At 60.0% G+C, this 22005-nt stretch carries 15 protein-coding genes, 2 tRNA genes and 3 rRNA genes; 12 read left to right on the plus strand and 8 right to left on the minus strand.

The features are described 5' to 3' along the window. Positions 1 to 60: 60 nt before the first annotated feature. Both PW947_RS07710 and PW947_RS07715 read right to left on the minus strand, forming a co-directional pair. Positions 61 to 819, minus strand: a complete 759-nt coding sequence (locus PW947_RS07710; protein WP_299630547.1) for a fumarylacetoacetate hydrolase family protein — start codon at positions 817 to 819, stop codon at positions 61 to 63. Further along, a complete protein-coding gene (locus PW947_RS07715; RefSeq protein ID WP_299630549.1) occupies positions 816 to 1589 on the minus strand; it encodes a fumarylacetoacetate hydrolase family protein in 774 nt (257 codons plus the stop codon). Before PW947_RS07715 ends, PW947_RS07710 begins: the two co-directional genes overlap by 4 nt. A gap of 202 nt (positions 1590 to 1791) precedes the next feature. On the opposite strand from PW947_RS07715, the gene hpaR reads away from it, so the two are divergent. Beyond that, positions 1792 to 2190 carry a homoprotocatechuate degradation operon regulator HpaR gene (gene hpaR / locus PW947_RS07720; protein WP_299630629.1) on the plus strand — a complete coding sequence of 133 codons (399 nt, stop codon included), beginning with the start codon at positions 1792 to 1794 and terminating at the stop codon, positions 2188 to 2190. 861 nt (positions 2191 to 3051) lie between these two features. On the opposite strand, the gene PW947_RS07725 is transcribed toward hpaR, so the two are convergent. Next, positions 3052 to 4527: an MDR family MFS transporter gene (locus tag PW947_RS07725; protein ID WP_299630550.1), complete on the minus strand. Its 1476-nt coding sequence runs from the start codon at positions 4525 to 4527 to the stop codon at positions 3052 to 3054. Between the two features lie 53 nt (positions 4528 to 4580). Further along, positions 4581 to 4799: a hypothetical protein gene (locus PW947_RS07730; protein WP_299630551.1), complete on the minus strand. Its 219-nt coding sequence runs from the start codon at positions 4797 to 4799 to the stop codon at positions 4581 to 4583. A 130-nt stretch (positions 4800 to 4929) separates the two neighbouring features. On the opposite strand from PW947_RS07730, the gene PW947_RS07735 reads away from it, so the two are divergent. The 5 genes from PW947_RS07735 (at position 4930) to PW947_RS07755 (ending at position 9149) form a co-directional block, all read left to right on the plus strand. Then, positions 4930 to 5190 carry a DUF6723 family protein gene (locus tag PW947_RS07735; RefSeq protein WP_299630552.1) on the plus strand — a complete coding sequence of 87 codons (261 nt, stop codon included), beginning with the start codon at positions 4930 to 4932 and terminating at the stop codon, positions 5188 to 5190. Between the two features lie 304 nt (positions 5191 to 5494). Next, positions 5495 to 6937, plus strand: a complete 1443-nt coding sequence (locus PW947_RS07740; RefSeq protein WP_299630553.1) for an MFS transporter — start codon at positions 5495 to 5497, stop codon at positions 6935 to 6937. A gap of 43 nt (positions 6938 to 6980) precedes the next feature. Then, on the plus strand, positions 6981 to 8033 hold the full coding sequence (locus PW947_RS07745; RefSeq protein ID WP_299630554.1) for a Gfo/Idh/MocA family oxidoreductase: 1053 nt from the start codon (positions 6981 to 6983) through the stop codon (positions 8031 to 8033). Positions 8034 to 8112: 79 nt separating this feature from the next. After that, entirely contained in the window at positions 8113 to 8550 is a 438-nt protein-coding gene (gene aroQ, locus PW947_RS07750) for a type II 3-dehydroquinate dehydratase (protein ID WP_299630555.1), read from the plus strand. Between the two features lie 95 nt (positions 8551 to 8645). Then, a complete protein-coding gene (locus PW947_RS07755; RefSeq protein WP_299630556.1) occupies positions 8646 to 9149 on the plus strand; it encodes a MarR family winged helix-turn-helix transcriptional regulator in 504 nt (167 codons plus the stop codon). Positions 9150 to 9185: 36 nt separating this feature from the next. On the opposite strand, the gene PW947_RS07760 is transcribed toward PW947_RS07755, so the two are convergent. The 4 genes from PW947_RS07760 to PW947_RS07775 all read right to left on the minus strand — a co-directional run bounded on the left by PW947_RS07760 (position 9186) and on the right by PW947_RS07775 (position 14433). Further along, positions 9186 to 10064, minus strand: a complete 879-nt coding sequence (locus PW947_RS07760) for an amidohydrolase family protein (RefSeq protein ID WP_299630557.1) — start codon at positions 10062 to 10064, stop codon at positions 9186 to 9188. 29 nt (positions 10065 to 10093) lie between these two features. Then, positions 10094 to 11995 carry a feruloyl-CoA synthase gene (locus PW947_RS07765; RefSeq protein WP_299630559.1) on the minus strand — a complete coding sequence of 634 codons (1902 nt, stop codon included), beginning with the start codon at positions 11993 to 11995 and terminating at the stop codon, positions 10094 to 10096. A 118-nt stretch (positions 11996 to 12113) separates the two neighbouring features. Next, on the minus strand, positions 12114 to 13565 hold the full coding sequence (locus PW947_RS07770) for an aldehyde dehydrogenase (protein WP_299630562.1): 1452 nt from the start codon (positions 13563 to 13565) through the stop codon (positions 12114 to 12116). Between the two features lie 37 nt (positions 13566 to 13602). Continuing rightward, positions 13603 to 14433 carry a p-hydroxycinnamoyl CoA hydratase/lyase gene (locus PW947_RS07775; RefSeq protein WP_299630564.1) on the minus strand — a complete coding sequence of 277 codons (831 nt, stop codon included), beginning with the start codon at positions 14431 to 14433 and terminating at the stop codon, positions 13603 to 13605. A gap of 319 nt (positions 14434 to 14752) precedes the next feature. Here PW947_RS07775 and PW947_RS07780 point away from each other — a divergent pair, with 319 nt between their 5' ends. The 6 genes from PW947_RS07780 (at position 14753) to rrf (ending at position 21978) form a co-directional block, all read left to right on the plus strand. Next, complete coding sequence (locus tag PW947_RS07780) at positions 14753 to 16078, plus strand: MFS transporter (RefSeq protein WP_299630566.1); 1326 nt, start codon at positions 14753 to 14755, stop codon at positions 16076 to 16078. A 544-nt stretch (positions 16079 to 16622) separates the two neighbouring features. Beyond that, positions 16623 to 18153: ribosomal RNA gene (locus PW947_RS07785) — 16S ribosomal RNA — on the plus strand. 66 nt (positions 18154 to 18219) lie between these two features. After that, positions 18220 to 18296 (plus strand) — tRNA-Ile (locus PW947_RS07790). A 55-nt stretch (positions 18297 to 18351) separates the two neighbouring features. Beyond that, a tRNA-Ala gene (locus PW947_RS07795) sits at positions 18352 to 18427 on the plus strand. Positions 18428 to 18767: 340 nt separating this feature from the next. Next, a 23S ribosomal RNA gene (locus tag PW947_RS07800) occupies positions 18768 to 21657 on the plus strand. A 208-nt stretch (positions 21658 to 21865) separates the two neighbouring features. Beyond that, positions 21866 to 21978 (plus strand): 5S ribosomal RNA (gene rrf / locus PW947_RS07805). The 16S, 23S and 5S rRNA genes sit together here with 2 tRNA genes alongside, the layout of an rRNA operon. Positions 21979 to 22005: the final 27 nt, after the last annotated feature.

The following is a 22005-nucleotide window of genomic DNA, read 5'->3' on the forward strand; positions in this document are numbered from 1 at the left end:
GCGCGTCCGTGATCGGGGTGTGTCGATCCGGTTGGGGTGGTCGCGGATAGTCGTGGGTCGTCAGGCGCGTCCGAAATCCGCGTCGGTGCCGATGGTGTTGACGAGTCGTCCGAGGCCGTCGATCTCGCAGACCACTTCGTCGCCGGCGTTCACGTTGACGACGCCTTCGGGCGTGCCGGTGAGGATCACGTCGCCGGGTGCGAGCGTCATGAAGCTGCTCAGGTATTCGATCAAGGCGGGGATGTCGGTGACGAGATCGCGGGTGTTGCCGTGTTGATGCAGCGTGCCGTTCACGAAGGTGCGCAATTCGAGTTGCGTCACATCGGCCACATCCGATGCATCCACGAACCACGGACCGAGCACGGTGCCGCCGTCGCGATTCTTCACGCGCAGATTCGGGCGATAGTAGTTTTCGAGGTAGTCGCGAATCGCGTAGTCGTTGGCGATCGTGTAGCCGGCGACGTATGACATTGCGTCGTCACGCGAAACGTCTTTCGCGTGACGTCCGATCACCACGGCGAGTTCGCATTCGTAGTGCATGAAGGTCACGTCGGCGGGACGTCGCGTGACGCCGCGATGCCCGATCACCGCACCGCTGCCTTTGAGGAAGACGAGCGGTTCTTCCTGCTTCGAGAATTGCAGTTCTTTGGCGTGTTCGGCGTAGTTCAGACCGAGCGCGAAGATCGTGCCGAGATCGAACGGCGCGAGCCATACGACGTCTTCTTCGCGATAGAGGCGTCCGTCGGCGAGACGCACGCCGCGCGGGTCCGGATAGGCTTCGTGGATCGCGCCGGAACAGGCAACGCGGGCGCGCATCATCGTGTTTCTCCTGCGGTTTTTGCCGTGCCGACGAACGAGATATGCAGCGGCTCGAACGTGCCGATTGCAATGCGAACTTCATCGCCGACGTGAGCAACCGGCGAGCCGTGCGGCACGCCGAGCGTGAGCACGTCACCTGCCGAGAGCGTCATAAAGTCGGTGACGTCTGCGATCAGTTGCGCGACGTTGCGCATCGTCGTGGACGTGTTTGCATCGAACGGCGCGCGACCTGCGATCTGCACGTTGATGGGCAGATCGTCCGGATGTTCGACATGACGACGCGCGACGATCGTCGGTCCGACGACGCAAAAACCGTCCCTCGCGCGATACCGCACCGACGGACGATAGACGCTTTCATGCGGCACGCAGAGATCCGCGACGATCGTGAAGCCCGCGACGAAATCGAGCGCGCGTTCGACGCTGACGCGCGTTGCCGTGCGTCCGAAAACGATACCCAGTGACGCGCCGACCTGCACGCCGTCACGATCGTCCGGCACGTCGATACGCGCGCGATGACCCGCGAGCGTGTTGCGTGGTTTGACGTAGAGAATGGGGGCTTTCGGCGGGGCTTTATACGGTGGCGCGTTGACTGCATCGCCAAGTGCGGCGAGCGCGGCGCGGTCGTTCAGCAGACAGCCGTAGACCATGCCGGAAACCGGCGCGCGGCACGCGGCACCGGACGTTAGCAACGCGCTTGCAGCGGATGCGGAAAGATCGCGCGGCAACGGTTCGGCTTCGAGATGAATCAGGTGATCGGCAAGTGCAAACATGAATTTGGCAACGCTCGACTAAATCACTAACATGTGAGTAGTATTGCGCTGTCGAAGATTCACGGTCAAGAGTGCATCGGTGGGATCGCGGGTAATCCCCTAAAAGCTTTACCGATGGGTTTTCGTTTCGATGGGTCCACGTTACTTTGGTTTTGACATGTCTACACCAGCTGCCACACGAGTGTTACACCGCAATCTGCCGATGCTGTTGCTGCGAGCGCGGGAGAAGATGATGGAGCGGTTTCGTCCGTTGATTACTGCGCACGGTTTGACTGAGCAGCAGTGGCGGGTGATACGCGCGTTGAACGAGCATGGTCCGATGGAGCCGCGTCACATCTCCGATATTTGTACGATATCGAGTCCGAGCATGGCGGGCGTGCTGGCGAGGATGGAGAGTATGGATCTCGTGACGAAGGAGCGGTTCGCGGAGGATCAGCGTCGGGTGTTGGTGTCGTTGACTCAGAGCAGCGGGGAGTTGGTGAGGGTGATTTCGCGGGAGCTGGAGGCGCATTATCGTGCGCTGGAGAAGAAGGTTGGGGTGGAGATTGTGGAGAGGGTTTATCGGGCGGTGGATGATTTGATAGCGGGGTTGGAGGAGTGATTGGTTTTGGGTTTCTTGTTGCGGTTTGTTTTGGTTTGTTGTGGTTGTCCCGGTTTCGCGGTGGTTTGCCTGGATCGTCCCTGTGCGGGACCGCACCTACTTTTCTTTGCTCGCGCAAAGAAAAGTAGGCAAAAGAAAGCGCGTTTACCTCGCGCTTCGTAGCGAGTGGCGTCTAGTAATTAACGGGTAGTGGACCGCGCACGTTTTGAGTGGTCGGTCGGTTTTTCGTGGTGGTCCGCGCCCGCACATCCCGCCCGCTTCGCGGCGGTAGCCTGCTTCAAAAACCCATTTTCGCCACGTCACTTGCATACCGTTTCGACGGTTCCGGTGTCCGGACCAAAGGCCGGTTTTCGCCACGCCATTCGCCCGCGTTCACGACCGTTCCAGAGTCCGACTCAACGCCCGGTTTGCGCCACGGCATTCAACCGGCTTGACGCTGGTTTCGACGTTCCGAGTGGCCAGGAATTTTGCGCGCGAGAACCGGCCAGCGCATGCCAGGGAAATGGGTGTTGTGACGGACAGAGTGCAGCGCGCGAAGGGCGCCGAGAGAAAAAGACGGGGCTGTGCCCGTCGGCTGTAGCGGAGCGAACAGCCGGAACGAATGACTGCGTTGTCACCAAGATATGCGGTGCGGCAACTCAAATCGTGCGCGGACCACTACCCGAAAAATACTAGACGCCACTCGCTACGGAGTGGCGGTGTAAACGCGCTTTCTTTTGCCTACTTTTCTTTGCGCGAGCAAAGAAAAGTAGGTGCGGTCCCGCACAGGGACGATCCAGGCAAACCACCGTGAAAACGGGACAACCACAACAAACCAGCCAAAACCAAAAACCAAAAAAACCAAAACCAAGCAAAAACCTTTTATACCCCCACCCTCCGCATCTTCCCCAACGGCAAAGCCGGAATAACCATCGCCGACCCCAACACCGCCACCGCGACCACAAAAATCGCCACAAACGTCGCATGCAGCGACTGATGCAACGCCAACCGGATCGCGTCCGCGCCAGCAACCGCAACGCTGCCAGGCGTCCCCTCCAGCAACGGCTTCAACTCATCGAGCGTCACAACGCCAAGATGCTTCGAATGCGTCAGCCCATAATTCAACACCGCGCCAAACACCGTCGCCCCCAACGTGCTTCCCAGATTCCGCGAGAAAAGATTGGACGCGGTCGCGCTGCCTCGCTGCGAAGGATCGACCAGCTCCTGAATCAGCACCAGCGAACTCACGCTCGCCATCCCCATCCCAAGCCCCATGAACAACGATCCCATCGCCGCAACCACCGGCGAACTCTCCGGATTCAGCACCACGAATAAAATCGCCGCAACCGGGATCACGCCGCTACCGGTCACGAGAATGCGCCGCAATGTGAAACGATGGAAGTTGCGCGCCGATAACGTCGCGCCAAGCGGCCAGCCGACCATCATCATCGTCAGCGCAAGTCCGGCAACCACCGGCGTGCGATGCAGCACGCCCTGCACGTACATCGGCAGAAACGTCGTCAATCCCATCAACGCCATGCCGGAAAAGACGGTCGCGGCATTGGCCGCGGCAATCGGACGATGACCCCACAGCGAGAACGAAATCATCGGGTCGGGCGCGCGGCGCTCCTGTAGCACGAATAGCACCGACGACACCACGAACACGCCGAACGCAATCCATGCCGACGTCTGATGCGCGGTGCCGATGTCGGTCAGCGCGAACATCAACGCGCCGATCGCAAGCGTGAACAACGCCGCGCCGGGGATGTCGATCGACGGCTGTGAATGGCGCTCCTGCTCGTGCAGGAACGAGATGAACCCCGCCGCCGATGCCAGCCCGATCGGTATGTTGATCCAGAAAATCCACGCCCACGACAGGTCGCGAATGATCAGGCCACCCGCCATTGGACCCACCACTGCGGAAATCGCCCACACGCTCGCCAGATAGCCCTGGATCTTGCCGCGCTCCTTCGCCGGATACAGATCGCCGACGATGGTCAGCGTCACCGGCTGGATCGCGCCCGCACCAATGCCCTGAATCAGACGGAACACGATCATCGCGGGCATCGACCACGCAAAGCCCGCCAGCACCGAACCCACCAGAAAGATTGCAATGCCGGCCAGGATGACCGGCTTGCGCCCATAGAGATCCGCTAGTTTGCCGAACACCACCGTCATCGCGGTCTGCGCAAGCAGGAACGACGAGAAAACCCAGCTATACAGCGTCAACCCGCCAAGCTGGGTGACGATTTGCGGCATCGCGGTAGATACGATCGTCGCCTCGATTGCGACCATTGCCATCGACGCCATCACCGATGCGATCACAAGCGGGCGTCTTGTTTTTGGATGTGTAGACATGGAAGGTGTTCTTGAAGGGAAGCGGCATTATCGACCTGCTCACGAAACCGTGCTCACATTGAATGGTCGTCGCACCATTCGATCGCCCAGCTTCGCGCACAGGCAATGGCGTCGGATTCGCTGACGAACGAGTCGATCTCGCCGGAATCGTGACAACGAAAATGCGCTTCGCCCGACGGCACGACGGTGATGCGTGCTTGTGCGCAATAACGGCCGTCTTCGTCATGGTGCGCGCGACAATCGATGTGATAGGTCTTGTAGTCGAACTGCATGGCGTCTCCTCATCAATACGGAAATCATACCGCGCTAAAACGCGCTATGCTGTCAGGTCTTTCCGGCGCAAATCCGCGTCGTCCTTCGCTTACGCGTCATCGGCCGCACGTGCGGCCAGCAGTTCCAGCCATGTCCAATAGCCGATTCATTCCCAGTATTCCCGCGAAATCGGAAGACGATTTCGATGTGTCCGCCGCGTCGAAACTCGCGGGTTATCGCCGTTACTACGGCGTGTTGAAGGTCGTGCGCCGCACCGACGGACGCCTGCTGTTCCCGTTCGACGGCGCGCCCGAACTCGGCCCGTTCGAAACCCGCATCGAAGCCATTGCCGCCGCGCAGGTCTACGGCGAACAACTGGTTGCCGGTGATCTCGCGCATCCGGAGATGTAAGACCGCAGTGCCCATGACAGTCTCCGTGGTGGTGTTTAACCTCATACCGCCGCGAGACAGGGTATTGAAGAATGTCCGTTAGACGTTTGCAAGCGTCGGCGGCGTGACGCATTCCTGTGATTGCGCGATCCTCGTGCCGCTTTGTCCAGTTCCGTCGAATGCGTTTAAGCGGGACATATCACGCAAGGGAAAGGGTGCGAGTCGTTGTCTGACGGCTGATTGACCCGCCGGCCCGGCATCGCTCGCGAACAATGTGTCGCACACGCGGCCCGAGAGCCGTGCGCCAGCCAGGTCAGGAGACGTCATGGAATCGAATCCGCATTCAACCGGTGCAAGCGATGCCGCAGGTGCCGACGCACTGCACCATCGCACCCAGACAAAAAAAGCGACCGCCAGCGGCTGGATCGGCTCCGCGCTCGAGTACTACGACTTCTTCATCTACGCGCAAGCCGCGGCACTGATTTTCCCTCAGCTGTTCTTCCCATCCGGCAATCCGAAAGTGGCGATCGTCGCGTCGCTGGCGACTTACGGTGTCGGCTATGTCGCGAGACCGATCGGCGCATTCGTGCTCGGTCACTGGGGCGACACGCACGGCCGCAAAACCGTGCTCGTGCTGTGCATGTTCCTGATGGGTTTCTCGACGATGGCCGTCGGCCTGCTGCCCACTTATCACCAGGTCGGCATGCTCGCGCCGACATTGCTGGTGGTCCTGCGACTGGTCCAGGGCTTTGCGGTCGCCGGCGAAATCTCGGGCGCGAGTTCGATGATTCTCGAGCACGCGCCGTTCGGGCGACGCGGCTACTACGCCAGTTTTACCTTGCAAGGCGTGCAGGCCGGTCAGATTTTCGCGGCTGCGATCTTCTTGCCGCTGGCCTATTACATGCCGGAAGACGCGTTCAATGCGTGGGGCTGGCGCATTCCGTTCCTGCTGAGCGCCCTCGTGCTGGTCGCGGGTTACATCATCCGCCGCGAAGTGCATGAAACGCCCGCGTTTGCCGTCGAAGGCGAGCACAAGGACGTGCCGCGCTCGCCGATCGTCGATGCCTTCAAGTACAGCTGGCGGCAAATGCTGATCGTCATCTGCTGCGCGCTGATGAACGTGATTCCGGTCGTCACGACGATTTTCGGCGCGGCGTATGCGGTGCAGAAGTCGTACGGGATCGGCTTCCATAAATCGGTGTATCTGTGGATACCGGTAGCGGGGAATATCCTCGCCGTGCTGGTGATTCCGTTGGTCGGCAATCTGTCGGACAAGATCGGGCGCAAGACGCCGATCATCATCGGCGCACTCGGCGCGGGCGCGTTGTCGTACTTCTATCTGTATGCAATCAGCATTCAGAACGTGGCGCTTGCGATCTTCGTGTCGCTGCTGATGTGGGGCGTCGTCTATCAGGGCTATAACGCGATCTTCCCGAGCTTCTATCCGGAACTGTTCCCGACCCGGATGCGCGTGTCGGCGATGGCGATCGCACAGAACATCGGTACGACGATTACCGCATTGCTGCCCGCGTTGTTCGCCACGGTGGCGCCGCCGGGATCGTCGAATATTCCGCTGACCATCGGCGCAATCACGTTCGGCGTGACGATCATCGCGGCGGTCGCGGCGGCGTTCGCGCGAGAGACGTATCGCGTCAGGCTCGACGATCTCGGCGATCCGAACGCGGTGCCGGTGGCGAAACCCGAGTACGAGCAACTGCGCGCGCAAACCTTCCAGGACGACCGGACCGCGCGGGCATCGGCGATGTGATCCTGCGCGTCTTGCGCACGCGGCGGCTGACGGGGGAGTGCACTTGAACACGACACGCATCGCGGTGGCCGGCGCGGGCTACATCGGACTTGCGCATATCGGCGTATTGCAGACCAGCCCGACCTGTACGCTCAGCGCAATCGTCGATCCGTCGCCCTCCGCCGATGCCGTCGCGGCAAAGGCGGGCGTGCCGCTGTACCGGTCGCTGGACGAACTGTTCGCGCGCGATCGTCCCGATGGCGTCGTGCTCGCGACGCCGAACCCGATGCACGTCGCCCACGCGCTGCGCTGCATCGACGCGAAGCTGCCGATCCTGCTGGAAAAGCCGGTTGCGCCCACGGTGGCCGACGCGCAGATCATCGCGGCCGCTGCGGCGCGCGCGGGCGCGACGATCCTGATCGGCCATCATCGCGCGCACAGCCCGATCATGGCGCGCGCAAAGCAGCTGATCGACGAAGACCAGATCGGCAAGATCGTCGCGGTGATGGGCAGCGCCGTGTTCTTCAAACCCGATGCGTATTACATCGACGCGCCGTGGCGCAAGGAACCCGGCGCCGGTCCCGTCTTGCTGAACATGATTCACGAAGTGCACAATCTGCGGATGCTGTGCGGCGATATCGTCGCGGTGCAGGCGTTCGCGTCGCACGCCGCGCGCGGCTTCCCGGTCGAAGATACGGTGGCGATCAATTTGCGCTTCGCAAACGGCGCGCTCGGCAGCTTCATGTTGTCGGACACGGCGGCGTGTGCGCGAAGCTGGGAGCAGACGTCGCGGGAAAATCCGGCGTATCCGAGCTATCCCGACGAAGATTGCTACGTGATCGCCGGGACATTCGGCTCGCTGTCGGTGCCGACGATGCGGCTCAAGACCTATGCGCGGCCGGAAGATCGTTCATGGTGGAAACCGTTCGACGTTGCCGTCGCCGAGACTGCGCATGCCGACCCGCTGGCGCGCCAGATCGAGCATTTCGGCGAGGTGGTGCGCGGTGAAGCGATGCCGCTGGTCAGCCTCGACGACGGCCTGCAGAACCTGCGAATCACCGAGGCAATCGTGACCGCGGCCAGGAGCGGCGCTATAGTCGATACGACGCCGACGTGAATCGCGCCAGGAACCGCGCCCGATTACGCTGCATGGATGTTTAGCTTCGACCTGTTTATCCGTTTAACCGAGGACCTGCATGAAAAAGATTGTTGTGCTTCACGGCGTTAACCTGAACATGTTCGGCAAGCGCGATCCGAAGCAATACGGCACCGCCACGCTCGACCAGATCGACTCGCAACTGAAAGCGCTCGGTCAGGAACTGGGCGCCGACGTGGAAAGCTATCAGACCAACCTCGAAGGCGAGATGTGCGAGCGTATTCATCGCGCGTTCACCGAAAAAGCCGACGCGATCGTGATCAACGCGGGTGCGTGGACGCACTACAGCTATGGCATCCGCGACGCACTCGCGATCCTCACCGTGCCGATCATCGAAGTGCATATGTCGAACGTGCATGCACGCGAAACCTTCCGCCATACGTCGGTATTCGCGGAAGTCGTCAAGGGGCAAATCTGCGGTTTCGGCGTGGACAGCTATCTGCTCGGCCTGCGCGCCGCGATGTCCGCCATCCAGTGAGCATCGGCGCGTGACGCCTGGCTGTCTGTCTGTCACGCGCACCGTAACCACGCGGCGGTCCGATCCGGCCGCCGCCGACCGAGTCACCCTCATCGATGCGATCCGCCTCCTTTCCTTCCGCGTTGCCGTCCGGTTCCGACTTCGACGCCGAAGCCGACGACACGGCCACGTCCGCGCCAATCGCCGATCCGCTGTTGTCGCAGTTGATCAGTTACAACGCCCGCCGCGGCTGGCTGGCCGTTCAGGACGCATTTGCGCGGCGGATGGCCGAGCATGAACTGACGCAGCCGGAATTCAGCGTGATGGCGGTCGTGAAGGCCAATCCGAAGATCGCGCCGGCTGCGCTGTCCGATGCGCTGGCCATTGCACCGCCCAACCTGCTGACCATTCTCGACCGGCTGGAAAAGCGCGAACTGCTGCGTCGCGACCGGGATCGCGACGACAAACGGGTGCAGGCGCTCAAGCTGACCGCCTCCGGATCGCGTCTGTTGCAGAAGGCGACCAAGACGGTGATGTACGCGGAAGCCGATGCGACCCACCGTCTCGACGAAGCCGAATGCGAAACGCTGAACCGGCTGCTGATCAAGCTGTATAGCTGACCGGCACGGCCGCAATCGCATCGGCAACCACGGTCTTCAAGCCGCCAGGCCCAGCACGTCGATTGCGTTCTGCTTGAGGATCAACGGATGCACGTCCGGCTTGAAACCGGCCGTCTGGAAGTCTTCGAGCCACCGGTCGGGCCGGATCAACGGGAAGTCCGACGCGAACAGCATTTTGTGTTTCAGCAGCGTGTTCGCGTACTTGACCAGCTCCGGCGAGAAATATTTCGGCGACCATCCGGACAGATCGATATACACGTTCGGCTTATGCAGCGCGATCGACAGCGCCTGTTCCTGCCACGGCCACGACGGATGCGCGATGATGATCTTCATCGCCGGAAAATCGACCGCGACGTCGTCGAGATAGATCGGCTCCGAATACTTCAGCCGCAAGCCGCCGCCGCCCGGCATGCCCGCGCCCATGCCCGAATGGCCGCTGTGGAATACCGCCGGCAAACCGTATTCGGCGATCACTTCGTACAGCGGATACGCAAGCGGATCGTTGGCGAAAAAGCCTTGCATCGTCGGATGAAACTTGAAGCCGCGTACGCCGTATTCCTCGATCAGCTTGCGGGCTTCGCGCGCGCCCATCTTGCCCTTGTGCGGATCGATGCTGGCGAACGCGATCATGATGTCGCTGTTGTTCTGCGCGAATTCCGCAATTTCTTCGTTCGGAATCCGGCGTCGGCCGAGGTTCGATTCGCAATCCACCGTGAACATCACGAAGCCGATCTTGCGCTCGCGGTAATGGTCGATGGTTTCGGGAATCGTGGGCCGTCGGCCGAGTTTCAGCACGGTGCCGAAGTATTTGTCGGCGGCATCGTCGAATGCCTTGCCGAACAGGTCGGGAGGCTGGCAGCACGACACTTCGGCGTGAACGTGCGTGTCGATCGCGATCAGGTTGTGAAGGTCCAAGCCGGTCTCCGGGTTTGAGCGCGTCGCGATCAGCGTGGTGCGTGCAGCACGTCGGGATGATCGTCGTCGGCTGCGTGCAAGGTATCCACGTGTTGCGCACGATGCTTCAGCACGACACGCTGATTGATCGAGCCTTTATCTGTGATCTCGCCGATTGCCAGCGACGGCGGCTGTTCGAGCAGACACAGCCGCGCGACATACGTGGCGCTGCCGGTTGCGCGCTGATTCAGTCGTGTCAGCAGGTCGGCGAAAAACGCCTTTACGGCAGGCGCGCGTATCACGTCCGCGACACTGGCTTGCGGCGGCAAACCGGCCAGCGCACGACATTCGTCCACACGCGGAAACACCATCAAACCGATATCCGCCCGGTCCAGCCCGGTGACGACGACGTCCTGCACATACGGCGCGCCTTCCGACACCACGCGCGCGCGCAACGGCCCGACGCTGACGAACGTGCCCGTATTCAGCTTGAAGTCTTCCGCGATGCGACCGTCGAACATCAAGCCCCATTCCGGATGCTCGGGATTCGCGAAGGTGGCGGCGTCGCCGGTGCGGTAATAGCCTTCGTCGTCGAAGGCGTCGCGCGGATCGCCTTCTTTCAGACGCCAGTAACCGGCCATCACGTGCGGACCGCGAAAACGCATTTCGAGCTTGCCGTCGACCGGAACCAGCTTCGTCTCGCAACCGGGCGCGGGCAGACCGAGATAACCGGCGCACATCAGCGGACCCGTCGTGAACAGACTGCTGGGCGAGGTTTCGGTCATGCCGAGTCCGGCCATGATGCGAATCCGCGTGCCGCAATATTGCTCGGTCACGCGTTCGAGCCGGTTCCATGCCGCTTGCGACAACCCCGCGCCCGCGAAGAAATACAGTTTTACGTTCGAGAAAAACGTGTCGCGCAGGGTCTGATCGGTTTCGAGCGCGGCGGCGAGTTCTTCCCAGCCTTTCGGCACGTTGAAGTACACGGTCGGCGCAACCTCGCGCAAGTTGCGCAGCGTTTCGGGGAATTGCTGCGGCGTCGGACGGCCGTCGTCGATATACAGCGTGCCGCCGTTGTAAAGCACGATGCCCACGTTATGACTGCCGCCGAACGTATGGCTCCACGGCAACCAGTCCACCAGCACCGGCGGCTCGACCGCGAATTGCGGGAAGGTCTGACGCAGCATCTGCTGATTGCTGCACAGCATCCGCTGCGTAGTCGGCACGGCTTTCGGCAGGCGCGTCGAGCCCGACGTAAACAGGAATTTCGCCAGCGTGTCCGGTCCGAGCGATGCGTGATGCGCATCGATGGTGGTCGGCACGGTTTGAAGCAGCGCGGCGAACGGCGTGGTCGTGCGGCCGTCGTCGAGCGTGGTCGCATCGGCGTCCGACGTGACGATTTCGACGTCCGCGCCGGTGGTCGCCGTCAAGGCCGCGCGATACGCGGCGAGGTCGGACACCAGCACCAGTCCCGGCGTCAGCGTCTCGACCGCATGGCGCAGCTTGCCGAAATCGGACGACACCAGTGCGTAAGCGGGCGAAACCGGCGCAAACGGCACGCCCGCCATCAATGCGCCGAGCGTCAGTTGCAGATGATCGAGGTCGTTGCCGGACAGCACCATCACCGGACGGTCCGCGCCGAGATTGCGTGCCAGCAATGCCTGGCCGATCGCGCGGGCGCGCGTCAGCATCTCCGCATAGCTGATGCCGAACCAGTTTCCGTCCGCGTTGCGGCGTGCGGCGAGCCAGCGGTCCGGATGCGCGTTCGCGCCGTCGATCAGCCGGTCGGTGATGCGCGCGGGATACGGATCGAGCGTTTCGGTGGATTTCAGATACCAGACGTCACCGTCCCGCGTGATAGCGGGCGGTGCGCTGCCGAGTGCGACGGGCCGGTAGCGCGGCTGACCGACGTGCGCGACGGCGGCCTCGCCCTGCGTGGCGATACTGTTCACACTGTCTCCTTGTCTTGTTCTGATACGAGCGACGCACCGCGCGTCTGCGCGATGCGTGTTCCGTGACCCGCACGCATGGCGCGCGTCGTGGCGCGGCGCCATCCTCGTGCGGTGCGGGTCAGATCGGGTAGTGCCGTTCGCCGGTTTGAATCGTGATCCAGCGCAGTTCGGTGAATTCGCCGATCGATGCCTTGCTGCCGAAGCGGCCGTAGCCGCTGTTCTTCACGCCGCCGAACGGCATTTGCGCTTCGTCGTGAACGGTCGGGCCGTTGATATGACAGATGCCCGCTTCGATCCGCTTCGACAGCGCCAGCGCGCGCGACACGTCACGGCTGAAAATCGCCGACGACAAACCGAACTCGCTGTCGTTCGCGACGTGCACGGCTTCGTCGTCGCTATCCACGCGTTGCACGGTGACGACCGGTCCGAACGATTCCTCTCGATACAGCCGCATGTCGGGCGTGATGCCGTCCACGATGGACGGCTGCATGATCGCGCCGTCCACCTGACAACCGACCGGCAGCGTCGCGCCGTGCGCACGCGCATCATCGACCAGCGCAGCGACGCGCGCGGCGGCGTTCGCGCCGACCATCGCGCCCAACTGGCAGTTTTCGTCGCGCGGATTGCCGGCCTTCAGCGAGCGCGCCTTCGCTGCGAGCCTGTCGACGAACGCATCGGCGATCTTCCGATCCACGATCACGCGCTCGGTCGACATGCAGATTTGCCCCTGATTGAAGAACGCGCCGAACGCGATGCCATCGACGGCCGCGTCGAGATCCGCATCGTCGAGCACGAGCACCGGCGCCTTGCCGCCGAGTTCGAGCAGCGCGGGCTTCAGATGCGCCGCCGCGAGCTGCGCGATGATGCGTCCCACATGCGTCGAGCCGGTGAAATTCACGCGACGCACGGCTGGGTTGGCGATCAGCCGCTCGACGATCGCCGCCGCATCGTCCGGCGCATTCGTCACGACATTGACGACGCCCGCGCCGAGACCGGCGTCGTTCAGCACCTGGCCGATCAGCGCATGCACGCCCGGGCACAACTCCGACGCTTTCAGCACGACCGTGTTGCCGCACGCGAGCGGCATCGCCAGGGCACGCGTGCCGAGGATCACCGGCGCATTCCACGGCGCGATGCCGAGCACGACGCCGCACGGCTGGCGCACGGCCATCGCGAGGTTGTTCGGCACATCGGTGGGAATCACGCTGCCGTCGATCTGCGTGGTCATTGCCGCGGCTTCGCGCAGCATGTTGGCGGCCAGCATCACGTTGAAGCCCAGCCAGTTGGGCTTCGCGCCGGTTTCCGCGACGCCGGTCGCGATGAACTCGGCGGTGCGCTGATCCATCAGATCGGCGGCTTTCGACAGGCGTTTGCGTCGCTCGCCGGGCGACAGCGCGGCCCATGCGGGGAACGCGGCCTGCGCGGCGGCCACCGCCGCGTCGGCGTCGGCGAGACCGGCGGCCGGCGCGCGCGACGCGACGTCATCCGTCGACGGATCGCGCCGCTCGTAAGTCGCGCCATCGGCGGCAGCGCGCAATTCGCCACCGATCAACATCCGTACATCGATCATCGTGTGTCTCCGTATTGACGACGGTTCGCCCGCGCCATCACCGTTTGTACGCTTGCAGGCCCGGCTTGATCGCCTTGTCGTCGAGGAACTGCTTCAGGCCTTGTTCGCGACCGTGTTCCGGATCGCGCAACTGCGCCTGGTCGAGCTTCGCGTACAGATAATCTTCGCCCTGTTCCCACGTCAGTTCGCGGGCGCGCTTGAAGCCGTGCTTCGCGGCGCGCAACACGACCGGGTTCTTTTCCAGCAATTTTGCAGCAAGCGCGACGGTTTCCTCGCGGAGTTGCGACAGCGGCACGCTCTTGTTGACGAGGCCCATGTCGGCCGCTTCGACGCCGGTGAAGGTGTCGCCGGTCATGATGTAGTGCAGCGCGCGACGATGTCCGACGGTATCGGCCATGGCCTTGCTGACGAGATTGCCCGGCGGAATGCCCCAGTTGATCTCGGACAGGCCGAATACGGCTTCGTCCGCGGCGATCGCGAGGTCGCACGCGACCAGCGGCGAGAAACCGCCGCCGAAGCACCAGCCGTTGACCATCGCGATGGTCGGCTTCGCGTACATCCGCAGACGGCGCCATTGCCAGTCGGACGCGTCGCGGCGAATCCGTTCCTGCAGGATTTCCGGACCGCCGTCGATTTCGCGGAAATACTCTTTCAGGTCCATCCCGGCCGTCCACGCGGAGCCCGCGCCGGTCAGCACGACGACTCTCGCGTCGGCGTCGAGTTCGACGGCGTCGAGCACCTGAATCATTTCGGTGTTCAGCGTCGGGCTCATCGCGTTGCGCTTTTCCGGACGGTTGAACATCACCCATGCAATGCCGGCTTCGACTTTCACATCGACCGTTGTCCAGCGACCTTCGTACTTGCTCATCGTCGTGTTCCTGAAATTGTCTTGAGAATGCACCCGGACGTCGCATCGCCGCGCGCCGACATCGGGTGAACAGACTTTATTTAATATCAGGTGGCCTGATAATACAAGCGGGTTTTGCCCCGGTAAAACCCTGATCCACCGGGTGGCGGGCGGCAGGACCGGCAATGGACGATGCACTTCATTATGTGGGATGCAGTCCGACTAATTGCCGGCAAATTCGGGTAAACAGCCGTGTTTCTCCGGTGAAGTCGCGGCATATAGTGTGACTATCTTGTAAGAAATAGACCGCGAAAACGCGATAAAAGCGAGGAGACAACCCGTGACCGACAAGTTCACAGGCGGCGCCGGCGTGGCGAACGCATCTGCAAGCCAGCCCGCAACCGCGACGCATATGAATCTGCGCTGGCAGGTGCTGATCTGGCTGATGATTGGCGGCGTGATCAATTACATCGACCGCGCGAGCCTGTCGATCGCCGCGCCGGAAATGATTCGCGAGCTGGGGTTGTCGCGCACGCAGATTGGTCTGCTCGGCACGGTGTTCGCGTGGACCTACGCGGTGATGCAATTGCCCGCAGGCTGGATCATCGACCGCTTCGGCGCGAAAAAGGCGTACGCGATCGGGATGATCTGGTGGAGCGTCGCGACTTATATGACGGGCGTGGTCGGCACGATTTCCGGGCTGATCGTGATGCGCGCGCTGCTCGCCGTCGGCGAAGCGCCGTGCTGGCCGACCGCGGCGAAGATCACGGCCGCGTGGTTTCCGGCGAAGGAGCGCGGTTTCGTCACCGGCATCTGGGATTCGTCGTCCAAGTGGGGCCCGGCGCTGGCGCCGGTCGTGCTGGTCGCGTTGATGGTGACGTTCGGATGGCGCTCGCTGTTCCACGTTGCCGGCGTGGTCGGGATTGTGTTCGCGGTGCTGTTTTTGCTGCTGTACCGCAACCCGAAAGAGAGCAAGCGGCTGTCCAGGGAAGAGTTCGCCTATATAGAAGCGGGCGGCGGCGGCCACGAGATGTCGATCGGCAGCTCGAAGCGCGAGTGGCTTTCGCTGTTCTCGCACCGCAGCGTGTGGGGGATGATTCTTGGCTATTTCTGCGCGATCTGGCTGTGGAACCTGTTTCTGGTGTTCCTGCCGCTGTATTTGCTCGACCGTTTCCATATCTCGCTCGGGGCGCTCGGCGTCTATGCGGCGATTCCGTGGATCGGCGGCGCGGTGGGCGAGATCGTGGTCGGGTATGTGACGAAGAAGATGGTCGATCGCGGCATCGCCCAACCGATCGACGCCAAACGTCTGATGATCGTGGTCTGTGCGATCGGCGCGGCGGTGTCGGCGGTGGCGCTGCCGTTTTCGTCGTCGCTGGCGGTGACGGTCACGTTGATGACGTTCGGGCTGGCGTTCCTCGCGGCGATCATCGGCGCGGCGTGGGCGCTGGCGTCGGATGTCGCGCCGAAGTCGGCTGTGGCGTCGGTCAGCGCGATCCAGAACTTCGGCGGGTACTTCGGCGGCGCGTTCTCGCCGGTGGTCGCAGGATTTATCGTGGATCGCACTGGATCGTACGAACTTGCGCTGGTGAGCGGCGGGGTGATCGCCGGTTGTTCGGCCTTGTTCTACTGGTTCATGGTGCGCAAAGTAGTGACGACAGCCTGAGTGGTTTTCCTTAAGACGCTTGGAGCAGTACTGAGACAAGCACGACGGCGCTTCTATGAATCGCGCCGTCGTGCTTGCTTTTTTCCTTTAGCGACAACGGCTTAAGATCGCTTGCCGGACTAGCGACGCTTAGCGATCAGACTTGGCGTTTGCATTGCGACCGACGCTTAAGAAGTCCGCTGCGAAATCTCTATCGACGAATTCAAATTATTTTCACGAAGGTGCTTGACCACGTGTCGCTTCCCCGACATAATCTCGCTTCTCTGCTGCAGATGCAGCGACGCAGAACGAAGCGGTGCCGGGTAGTTTGAAGTACGGCGGCTGCGAGTGACGCGAATTGATCTTTAAAAATTAACAGTCGATAAGTGTGGGCGCTTGATGGCGACGCTGGTCGGGTTCTTCGGAATCTGGCGTAAAAGCGAAAGTATCAAGTCTCACACAGTAATGAAAGGAAGGTTTAGTCATCGCAAGATGGCTGGATCATTCGTCAGTACGTTGAGTGAGCGACCGGTTCTTAACGGAACCGAAAAACAGTAACAGGTTTGAACTGAAGAGTTTGATCCTGGCTCAGATTGAACGCTGGCGGCATGCCTTACACATGCAAGTCGAACGGCAGCACGGGGGCAACCCTGGTGGCGAGTGGCGAACGGGTGAGTAATACATCGGAACGTGTCCTGGAGTGGGGGATAGCCCGGCGAAAGCCGGATTAATACCGCATACGCTCTACGGAGGAAAGGGGGGGATCTTAGGACCTCTCGCTCAAGGGGCGGCCGATGGCAGATTAGCTAGTTGGTGGGGTAAAGGCCTACCAAGGCGACGATCTGTAGCTGGTCTGAGAGGACGACCAGCCACACTGGGACTGAGACACGGCCCAGACTCCTACGGGAGGCAGCAGTGGGGAATTTTGGACAATGGGCGCAAGCCTGATCCAGCAATGCCGCGTGTGTGAAGAAGGCCTTCGGGTTGTAAAGCACTTTTGTCCGGAAAGAAAACCATCTGGTTAATACCTGGGTGGGATGACGGTACCGGAAGAATAAGCACCGGCTAACTACGTGCCAGCAGCCGCGGTAATACGTAGGGTGCAAGCGTTAATCGGAATTACTGGGCGTAAAGCGTGCGCAGGCGGTCCGCTAAGACAGATGTGAAATCCCCGGGCTTAACCTGGGAACTGCATTTGTGACTGGCGGGCTAGAGTATGGCAGAGGGGGGTAGAATTCCACGTGTAGCAGTGAAATGCGTAGAGATGTGGAGGAATACCGATGGCGAAGGCAGCCCCCTGGGCCAATACTGACGCTCATGCACGAAAGCGTGGGGAGCAAACAGGATTAGATACCCTGGTAGTCCACGCCCTAAACGATGTCAACTAGTTGTTGGGGATTCATTTCCTTAGTAACGTAGCTAACGCGTGAAGTTGACCGCCTGGGGAGTACGGTCGCAAGATTAAAACTCAAAGGAATTGACGGGGACCCGCACAAGCGGTGGATGATGTGGATTAATTCGATGCAACGCGAAAAACCTTACCTACCCTTGACATGTACGGAACCTGGCTGAGAGGTCGGGGTGCCCGAAAGGGAGCCGTAACACAGGTGCTGCATGGCTGTCGTCAGCTCGTGTCGTGAGATGTTGGGTTAAGTCCCGCAACGAGCGCAACCCTTGTCCCTAGTTGCTACGCAAGAGCACTCTAGGGAGACTGCCGGTGACAAACCGGAGGAAGGTGGGGATGACGTCAAGTCCTCATGGCCCTTATGGGTAGGGCTTCACACGTCATACAATGGTCGGAACAGAGGGTCGCCAACCCGCGAGGGGGAGCCAATCCCAGAAAACCGATCGTAGTCCGGATCGCACTCTGCAACTCGAGTGCGTGAAGCTGGAATCGCTAGTAATCGCGGATCAGCATGCCGCGGTGAATACGTTCCCGGGTCTTGTACACACCGCCCGTCACACCATGGGAGTGGGTTTCACCAGAAGTAGGTAGCCTAACCGCAAGGAGGGCGCTTACCACGGTGGGATTCATGACTGGGGTGAAGTCGTAACAAGGTAGCCGTATCGGAAGGTGCGGCTGGATCACCTCCTTTCCAGAGCTTCAGCATCAAAGTTGAGCGCTCACGCTTATCGGCTGTGAATTTGAAAGACAGACTCAGGGGTCTGTAGCTCAGTCGGTTAGAGCACCGTCTTGATAAGGCGGGGGTCGATGGTTCGAATCCATCCAGACCCACCAATGTCTTGTCTGGTGTGGCTGATCGGCGAAGTTCCCCTGTGTGATGTATGTGACTGGGGGATTAGCTCAGCTGGGAGAGCACCTGCTTTGCAAGCAGGGGGTCGTCGGTTCGATCCCGTCATCCTCCACCAATCTTCAATGCTGGTTTATCTGGCGCAGGCATTTAAACGTGCTGGCGGTTCAGTGAAACAAGCATTGGCGATTGAGCCAGTCAGTAAAGATAGGCGGTTATAGCAACCGCATTATCGGCTGTCGTTCTTTAACAATCAGGAAGAAGTAGTAAAGAGATTCACGAAAGGACATCTAGAGATGGGTGGCCGAGTAGGTGAATCAGGGTTGTGATTGTATCAATGTATGAAAAGGTGATCGAAAGATTGCCTTGGAATACGGCGCAACACGAATACTCAACCTGTAACGATGTGGCTCGCGCGGTCTTCCCAGTGAAGACGGCCAGAGACGCACCCGTTATAGGGTCAAGCGAACAAGTGCATGTGGTGGATGCCTTGGCGATCACAGGCGATGAAGGACGCGGTAGCCTGCGAAAAGCTACGGGGAGCTGGCAAACGAGCTTTGATCCGTAGATGTCCGAATGGGGAAACCCACTCCGAATGGAGTATCCATGACTGAATACATAGGTCATGCGAAGCGAACGCGGTGAACTGAAACATCTAAGTAACCGCAGGAAAAGAAATCAACCGAGATTCCCAGAGTAGTGGCGAGCGAAATGGGACCAGCCTGTACTCTTTATCTTCATTGTTAGTTGAACGCTCTGGAAAGTGCGGCCATAGCAGGTGATAGCCCTGTAGACGAAAACAGCGAGGAAGAACTAGGTGTACGACAAGTAGGGCGGGACACGTGAAATCCTGTCTGAAGATGGGGGGACCATCCTCCAAGGCTAAATACTCGTGATCGACCGATAGTGAACCAGTACCGTGAGGGAAAGGCGAAAAGAACCCCGGGAGGGGAGTGAAATAGATCCTGAAACCGCATGCATACAAACAGTAGGAGCCTCCTTGTGGGGTGACTGCGTACCTTTTGTATAATGGGTCAGCGACTTACATTCAGTGGCAAGCTTAACCGATTAGGGCAGGCGTAGCGAAAGCGAGTCCGAACAGGGCGATTCAGTCGCTGGGTGTAGACCCGAAACCAGGTGATCTATCCATGGCCAGGATGAAGGTGCGGTAACACGTACTGGAGGTCCGAACCCACTAACGTTGAAAAGTTAGGGATGAGCTGTGGATAGGGGTGAAAGGCTAAACAAACCTGGAAATAGCTGGTTCTCTCCGAAAACTATTTAGGTAGTGCCTCGTGTATCACCTTCGGGGGTAGAGCACTGTCATGGTTGAAGGGTCCATTGCGGATTACTTCGCCATAGCAAACTCCGAATACCGAAGAGTGCAATCACGGGAGACAGACATCGGGTGCTAACGTCCGGTGTCAAGAGGGAAACAACCCAGACCGCCAGCTAAGGTCCCCAAATATTGCTAAGTGGGAAACGAAGTGGGAAGGCTAAAACAGTCAGGAGGTTGGCTTAGAAGCAGCCATCCTTTAAAGAAAGCGTAATAGCTCACTGATCGAGTCGTCCTGCGCGGAAGATGTAACGGGGCTAAGCAATATACCGAAGCTGCGGATGCACATTTATGTGCATGGTAGGAGAGCGTTCCGTAAGCCTGCGAAGGTGCATTGAAAAGTGCGCTGGAGGTATCGGAAGTGCGAATGCTGACATGAGTAGCGATAAAGGGGGTGAAAGGCCCCCTCGCCGTAAGCCCAAGGTTTCCTACGCAACGTTCATCGGCGTAGGGTGAGTCGGCCCCTAAGGCGAGGCAGAAATGCGTAGCTGATGGGAAGCAGGTTAATATTCCTGCACCATTGTTAAATGCGATGGGGGGACGGATCGCGGAAGGTTGTCCGGGTGTTGGGAAGTCCCGGTCCTTGCATTGGAGAAGGCGCTTAGGCAAATCCGGGCGCGGAATTCAAGGGTGTGAGGCCATTCACCTAGGTGAAGAAGCAACTGGAAGTGGTTCCAAGAAAAGCCTCTAAGCTTCAGTTTAACAAGACCGTACCGCAAACCGACACAGGTGGGCGAGATGAGTATTCTAAGGCGCTTGAGAGAACTCGGGAGAAGGAACTCGGCAAATTGGTACCGTAACTTCGGGATAAGGTACGCCCCTGTAGCTTGACTGGCCTGCGCCAGGAGGGTGAAGGGGGTTACAATAATCTGGTGGATTCGACTGTTTAATAAAAAAACAGCACTCTGCAAACAAGAAAGTGGACGTATAGGGTGTGAGGCCTGCCCGGTGCCTGAAGATTAAATGATGGGGTGCAAGCTCTTGATTGAAGTCCCGGTAAACGGCGGCCGTAACTATAACGGTCCTAAGGTAGCGAAATTCCTTGTCGGGTAAGTCCGACCTGCTCGAATGGCGTAACTATGGCCACACTGTCTCCTCCAGAGACTCTGCGAAGTTGAAGTGTTTGTGATGATGCAATCTCCCCGCGGCTAGACGGAAAGACCCCATGAACCTTTACTGTAGCTTTGCATTGGACTTTGAACCGATCTGTGTAGGATAGGTGGGAGGCTATGAAGCGTGGACGCCAGTCTGCGTGGAGCCGTCCTTGAAATACCACCCTTGTTTGTTTGAGGTTCTAACCTTGGTCCGTAATCCGGATCGGGGACAGTGCATGGTAGGCAGTTTGACGCCGGGGCGGTCTCCTCCCAAAGTGTAACGGAGGAGTACGAAGGTACGCTAGGTACGGTCGGAAATCGTGCTGATAGTGCAATGGCATAAGCGTGCTTAACTGCCGAGACCGACAAGTCGAGCAGGTGCGAAAGCAGGTCATAGTGATCCGGTGGTTCTGTGTGGAAGGGCCATCGCTCAACGGATAAAAGGTACTCTAGGGATAACAGGCTGATACCGCCCAAGAGTTCATATCGACGGCGGTGTTTGGCACCTCGATGTCGGCTCATTCTCATCCCGGGGCTGTAGCCGGTCCCAAGGGTATGGCTGTTCGCCAGTCTAAAGGGAGGTACGTGAGCTGGGTTTAAAACGTCGTGAGACAGTTTGGTCCCTATCTGCCGTGGGCGCTGGATATTTGAAGGGGGCTGCTCCTAGTACGAGAGGACCGAGTGGACGAACCTCTGGTGTACCGGTTGTCACGCCAGTGGCATCGCCGGGTAAGCAGTGTTCGGAAGAGATAACCGCTGGCTTAGCTCCAAGCGGGAAACTCGCCTTAAGATGAGATATCCCCGGGGCTTCGAGCCCCTTGGAAGGGTCGTTAAAGACCAGGACGTTGATAGGTCAGGTGTGGAAGCGCAGTAATGCGTTAAGCTAACTGATACTAATTGCCCGTAAGGCTTGATCCTATAACAGGTGTGTGTCGGCAGCCGTTAGTGCTTTAGCACTTATGGATGCCCCATCCTGCGCCAAGCGCAGGGTCTCGACGAGAGCACACAGGTTGAGATCAGTGTTGTGCACTACAAGCACAGCCCAAAGTAATACCGAGAGGCATCCTCTCAACTACTTCTTCCAGATTGGTTGTGCCGCCCACAGGCGACACGACAACAAGTCATGCCTGATGACCATAGCGAGTCGGTACCACCCCTTCCCATCCCGAACAGGACCGTGAAACGACTCCACGCCGATGATAGTGCGGATTCCCGTGTGAAAGTAGGTAATCGTCAGGCTCCCCAGCAGCAACAGAAACCCCACCC

This window comes from Paraburkholderia sp. (assembly GCF_028283785.1).
GTDB lineage: Bacteria > Pseudomonadota > Gammaproteobacteria > Burkholderiales > Burkholderiaceae > Paraburkholderia.

Excerpts from the sequence above, each read along its gene's own strand:
- PW947_RS07710 (WP_299630547.1), bottom strand. The coding sequence starts at position 819 with ATGATGCGCGCCCGCGTTGCCTGTTCCGGCGCGATCCACGAAGCCTAT.
- PW947_RS07715 (WP_299630549.1), bottom strand. The coding sequence starts at position 1,589 with ATGTTTGCACTTGCCGATCACCTGATTCATCTCGAAGCCGAACCGTTG.
- hpaR (WP_299630629.1), top strand. The coding sequence starts at position 1,792 with ATGCTGTTGCTGCGAGCGCGGGAGAAGATGATGGAGCGGTTTCGTCCG.
- PW947_RS07725 (WP_299630550.1), bottom strand. The coding sequence starts at position 4,527 with ATGTCTACACATCCAAAAACAAGACGCCCGCTTGTGATCGCATCGGTG.
- PW947_RS07730 (WP_299630551.1), bottom strand. The coding sequence starts at position 4,799 with ATGCAGTTCGACTACAAGACCTATCACATCGATTGTCGCGCGCACCAT.
- PW947_RS07735 (WP_299630552.1), top strand. The coding sequence starts at position 4,930 with ATGTCCAATAGCCGATTCATTCCCAGTATTCCCGCGAAATCGGAAGAC.
- PW947_RS07740 (WP_299630553.1), top strand. The coding sequence starts at position 5,495 with ATGGAATCGAATCCGCATTCAACCGGTGCAAGCGATGCCGCAGGTGCC.
- aroQ (WP_299630555.1), top strand. The coding sequence starts at position 8,113 with ATGAAAAAGATTGTTGTGCTTCACGGCGTTAACCTGAACATGTTCGGC.
- PW947_RS07755 (WP_299630556.1), top strand. The coding sequence starts at position 8,646 with ATGCGATCCGCCTCCTTTCCTTCCGCGTTGCCGTCCGGTTCCGACTTC.
- PW947_RS07770 (WP_299630562.1), bottom strand. The coding sequence starts at position 13,565 with ATGATCGATGTACGGATGTTGATCGGTGGCGAATTGCGCGCTGCCGCC.
- PW947_RS07775 (WP_299630564.1), bottom strand. The coding sequence starts at position 14,433 with ATGAGCAAGTACGAAGGTCGCTGGACAACGGTCGATGTGAAAGTCGAA.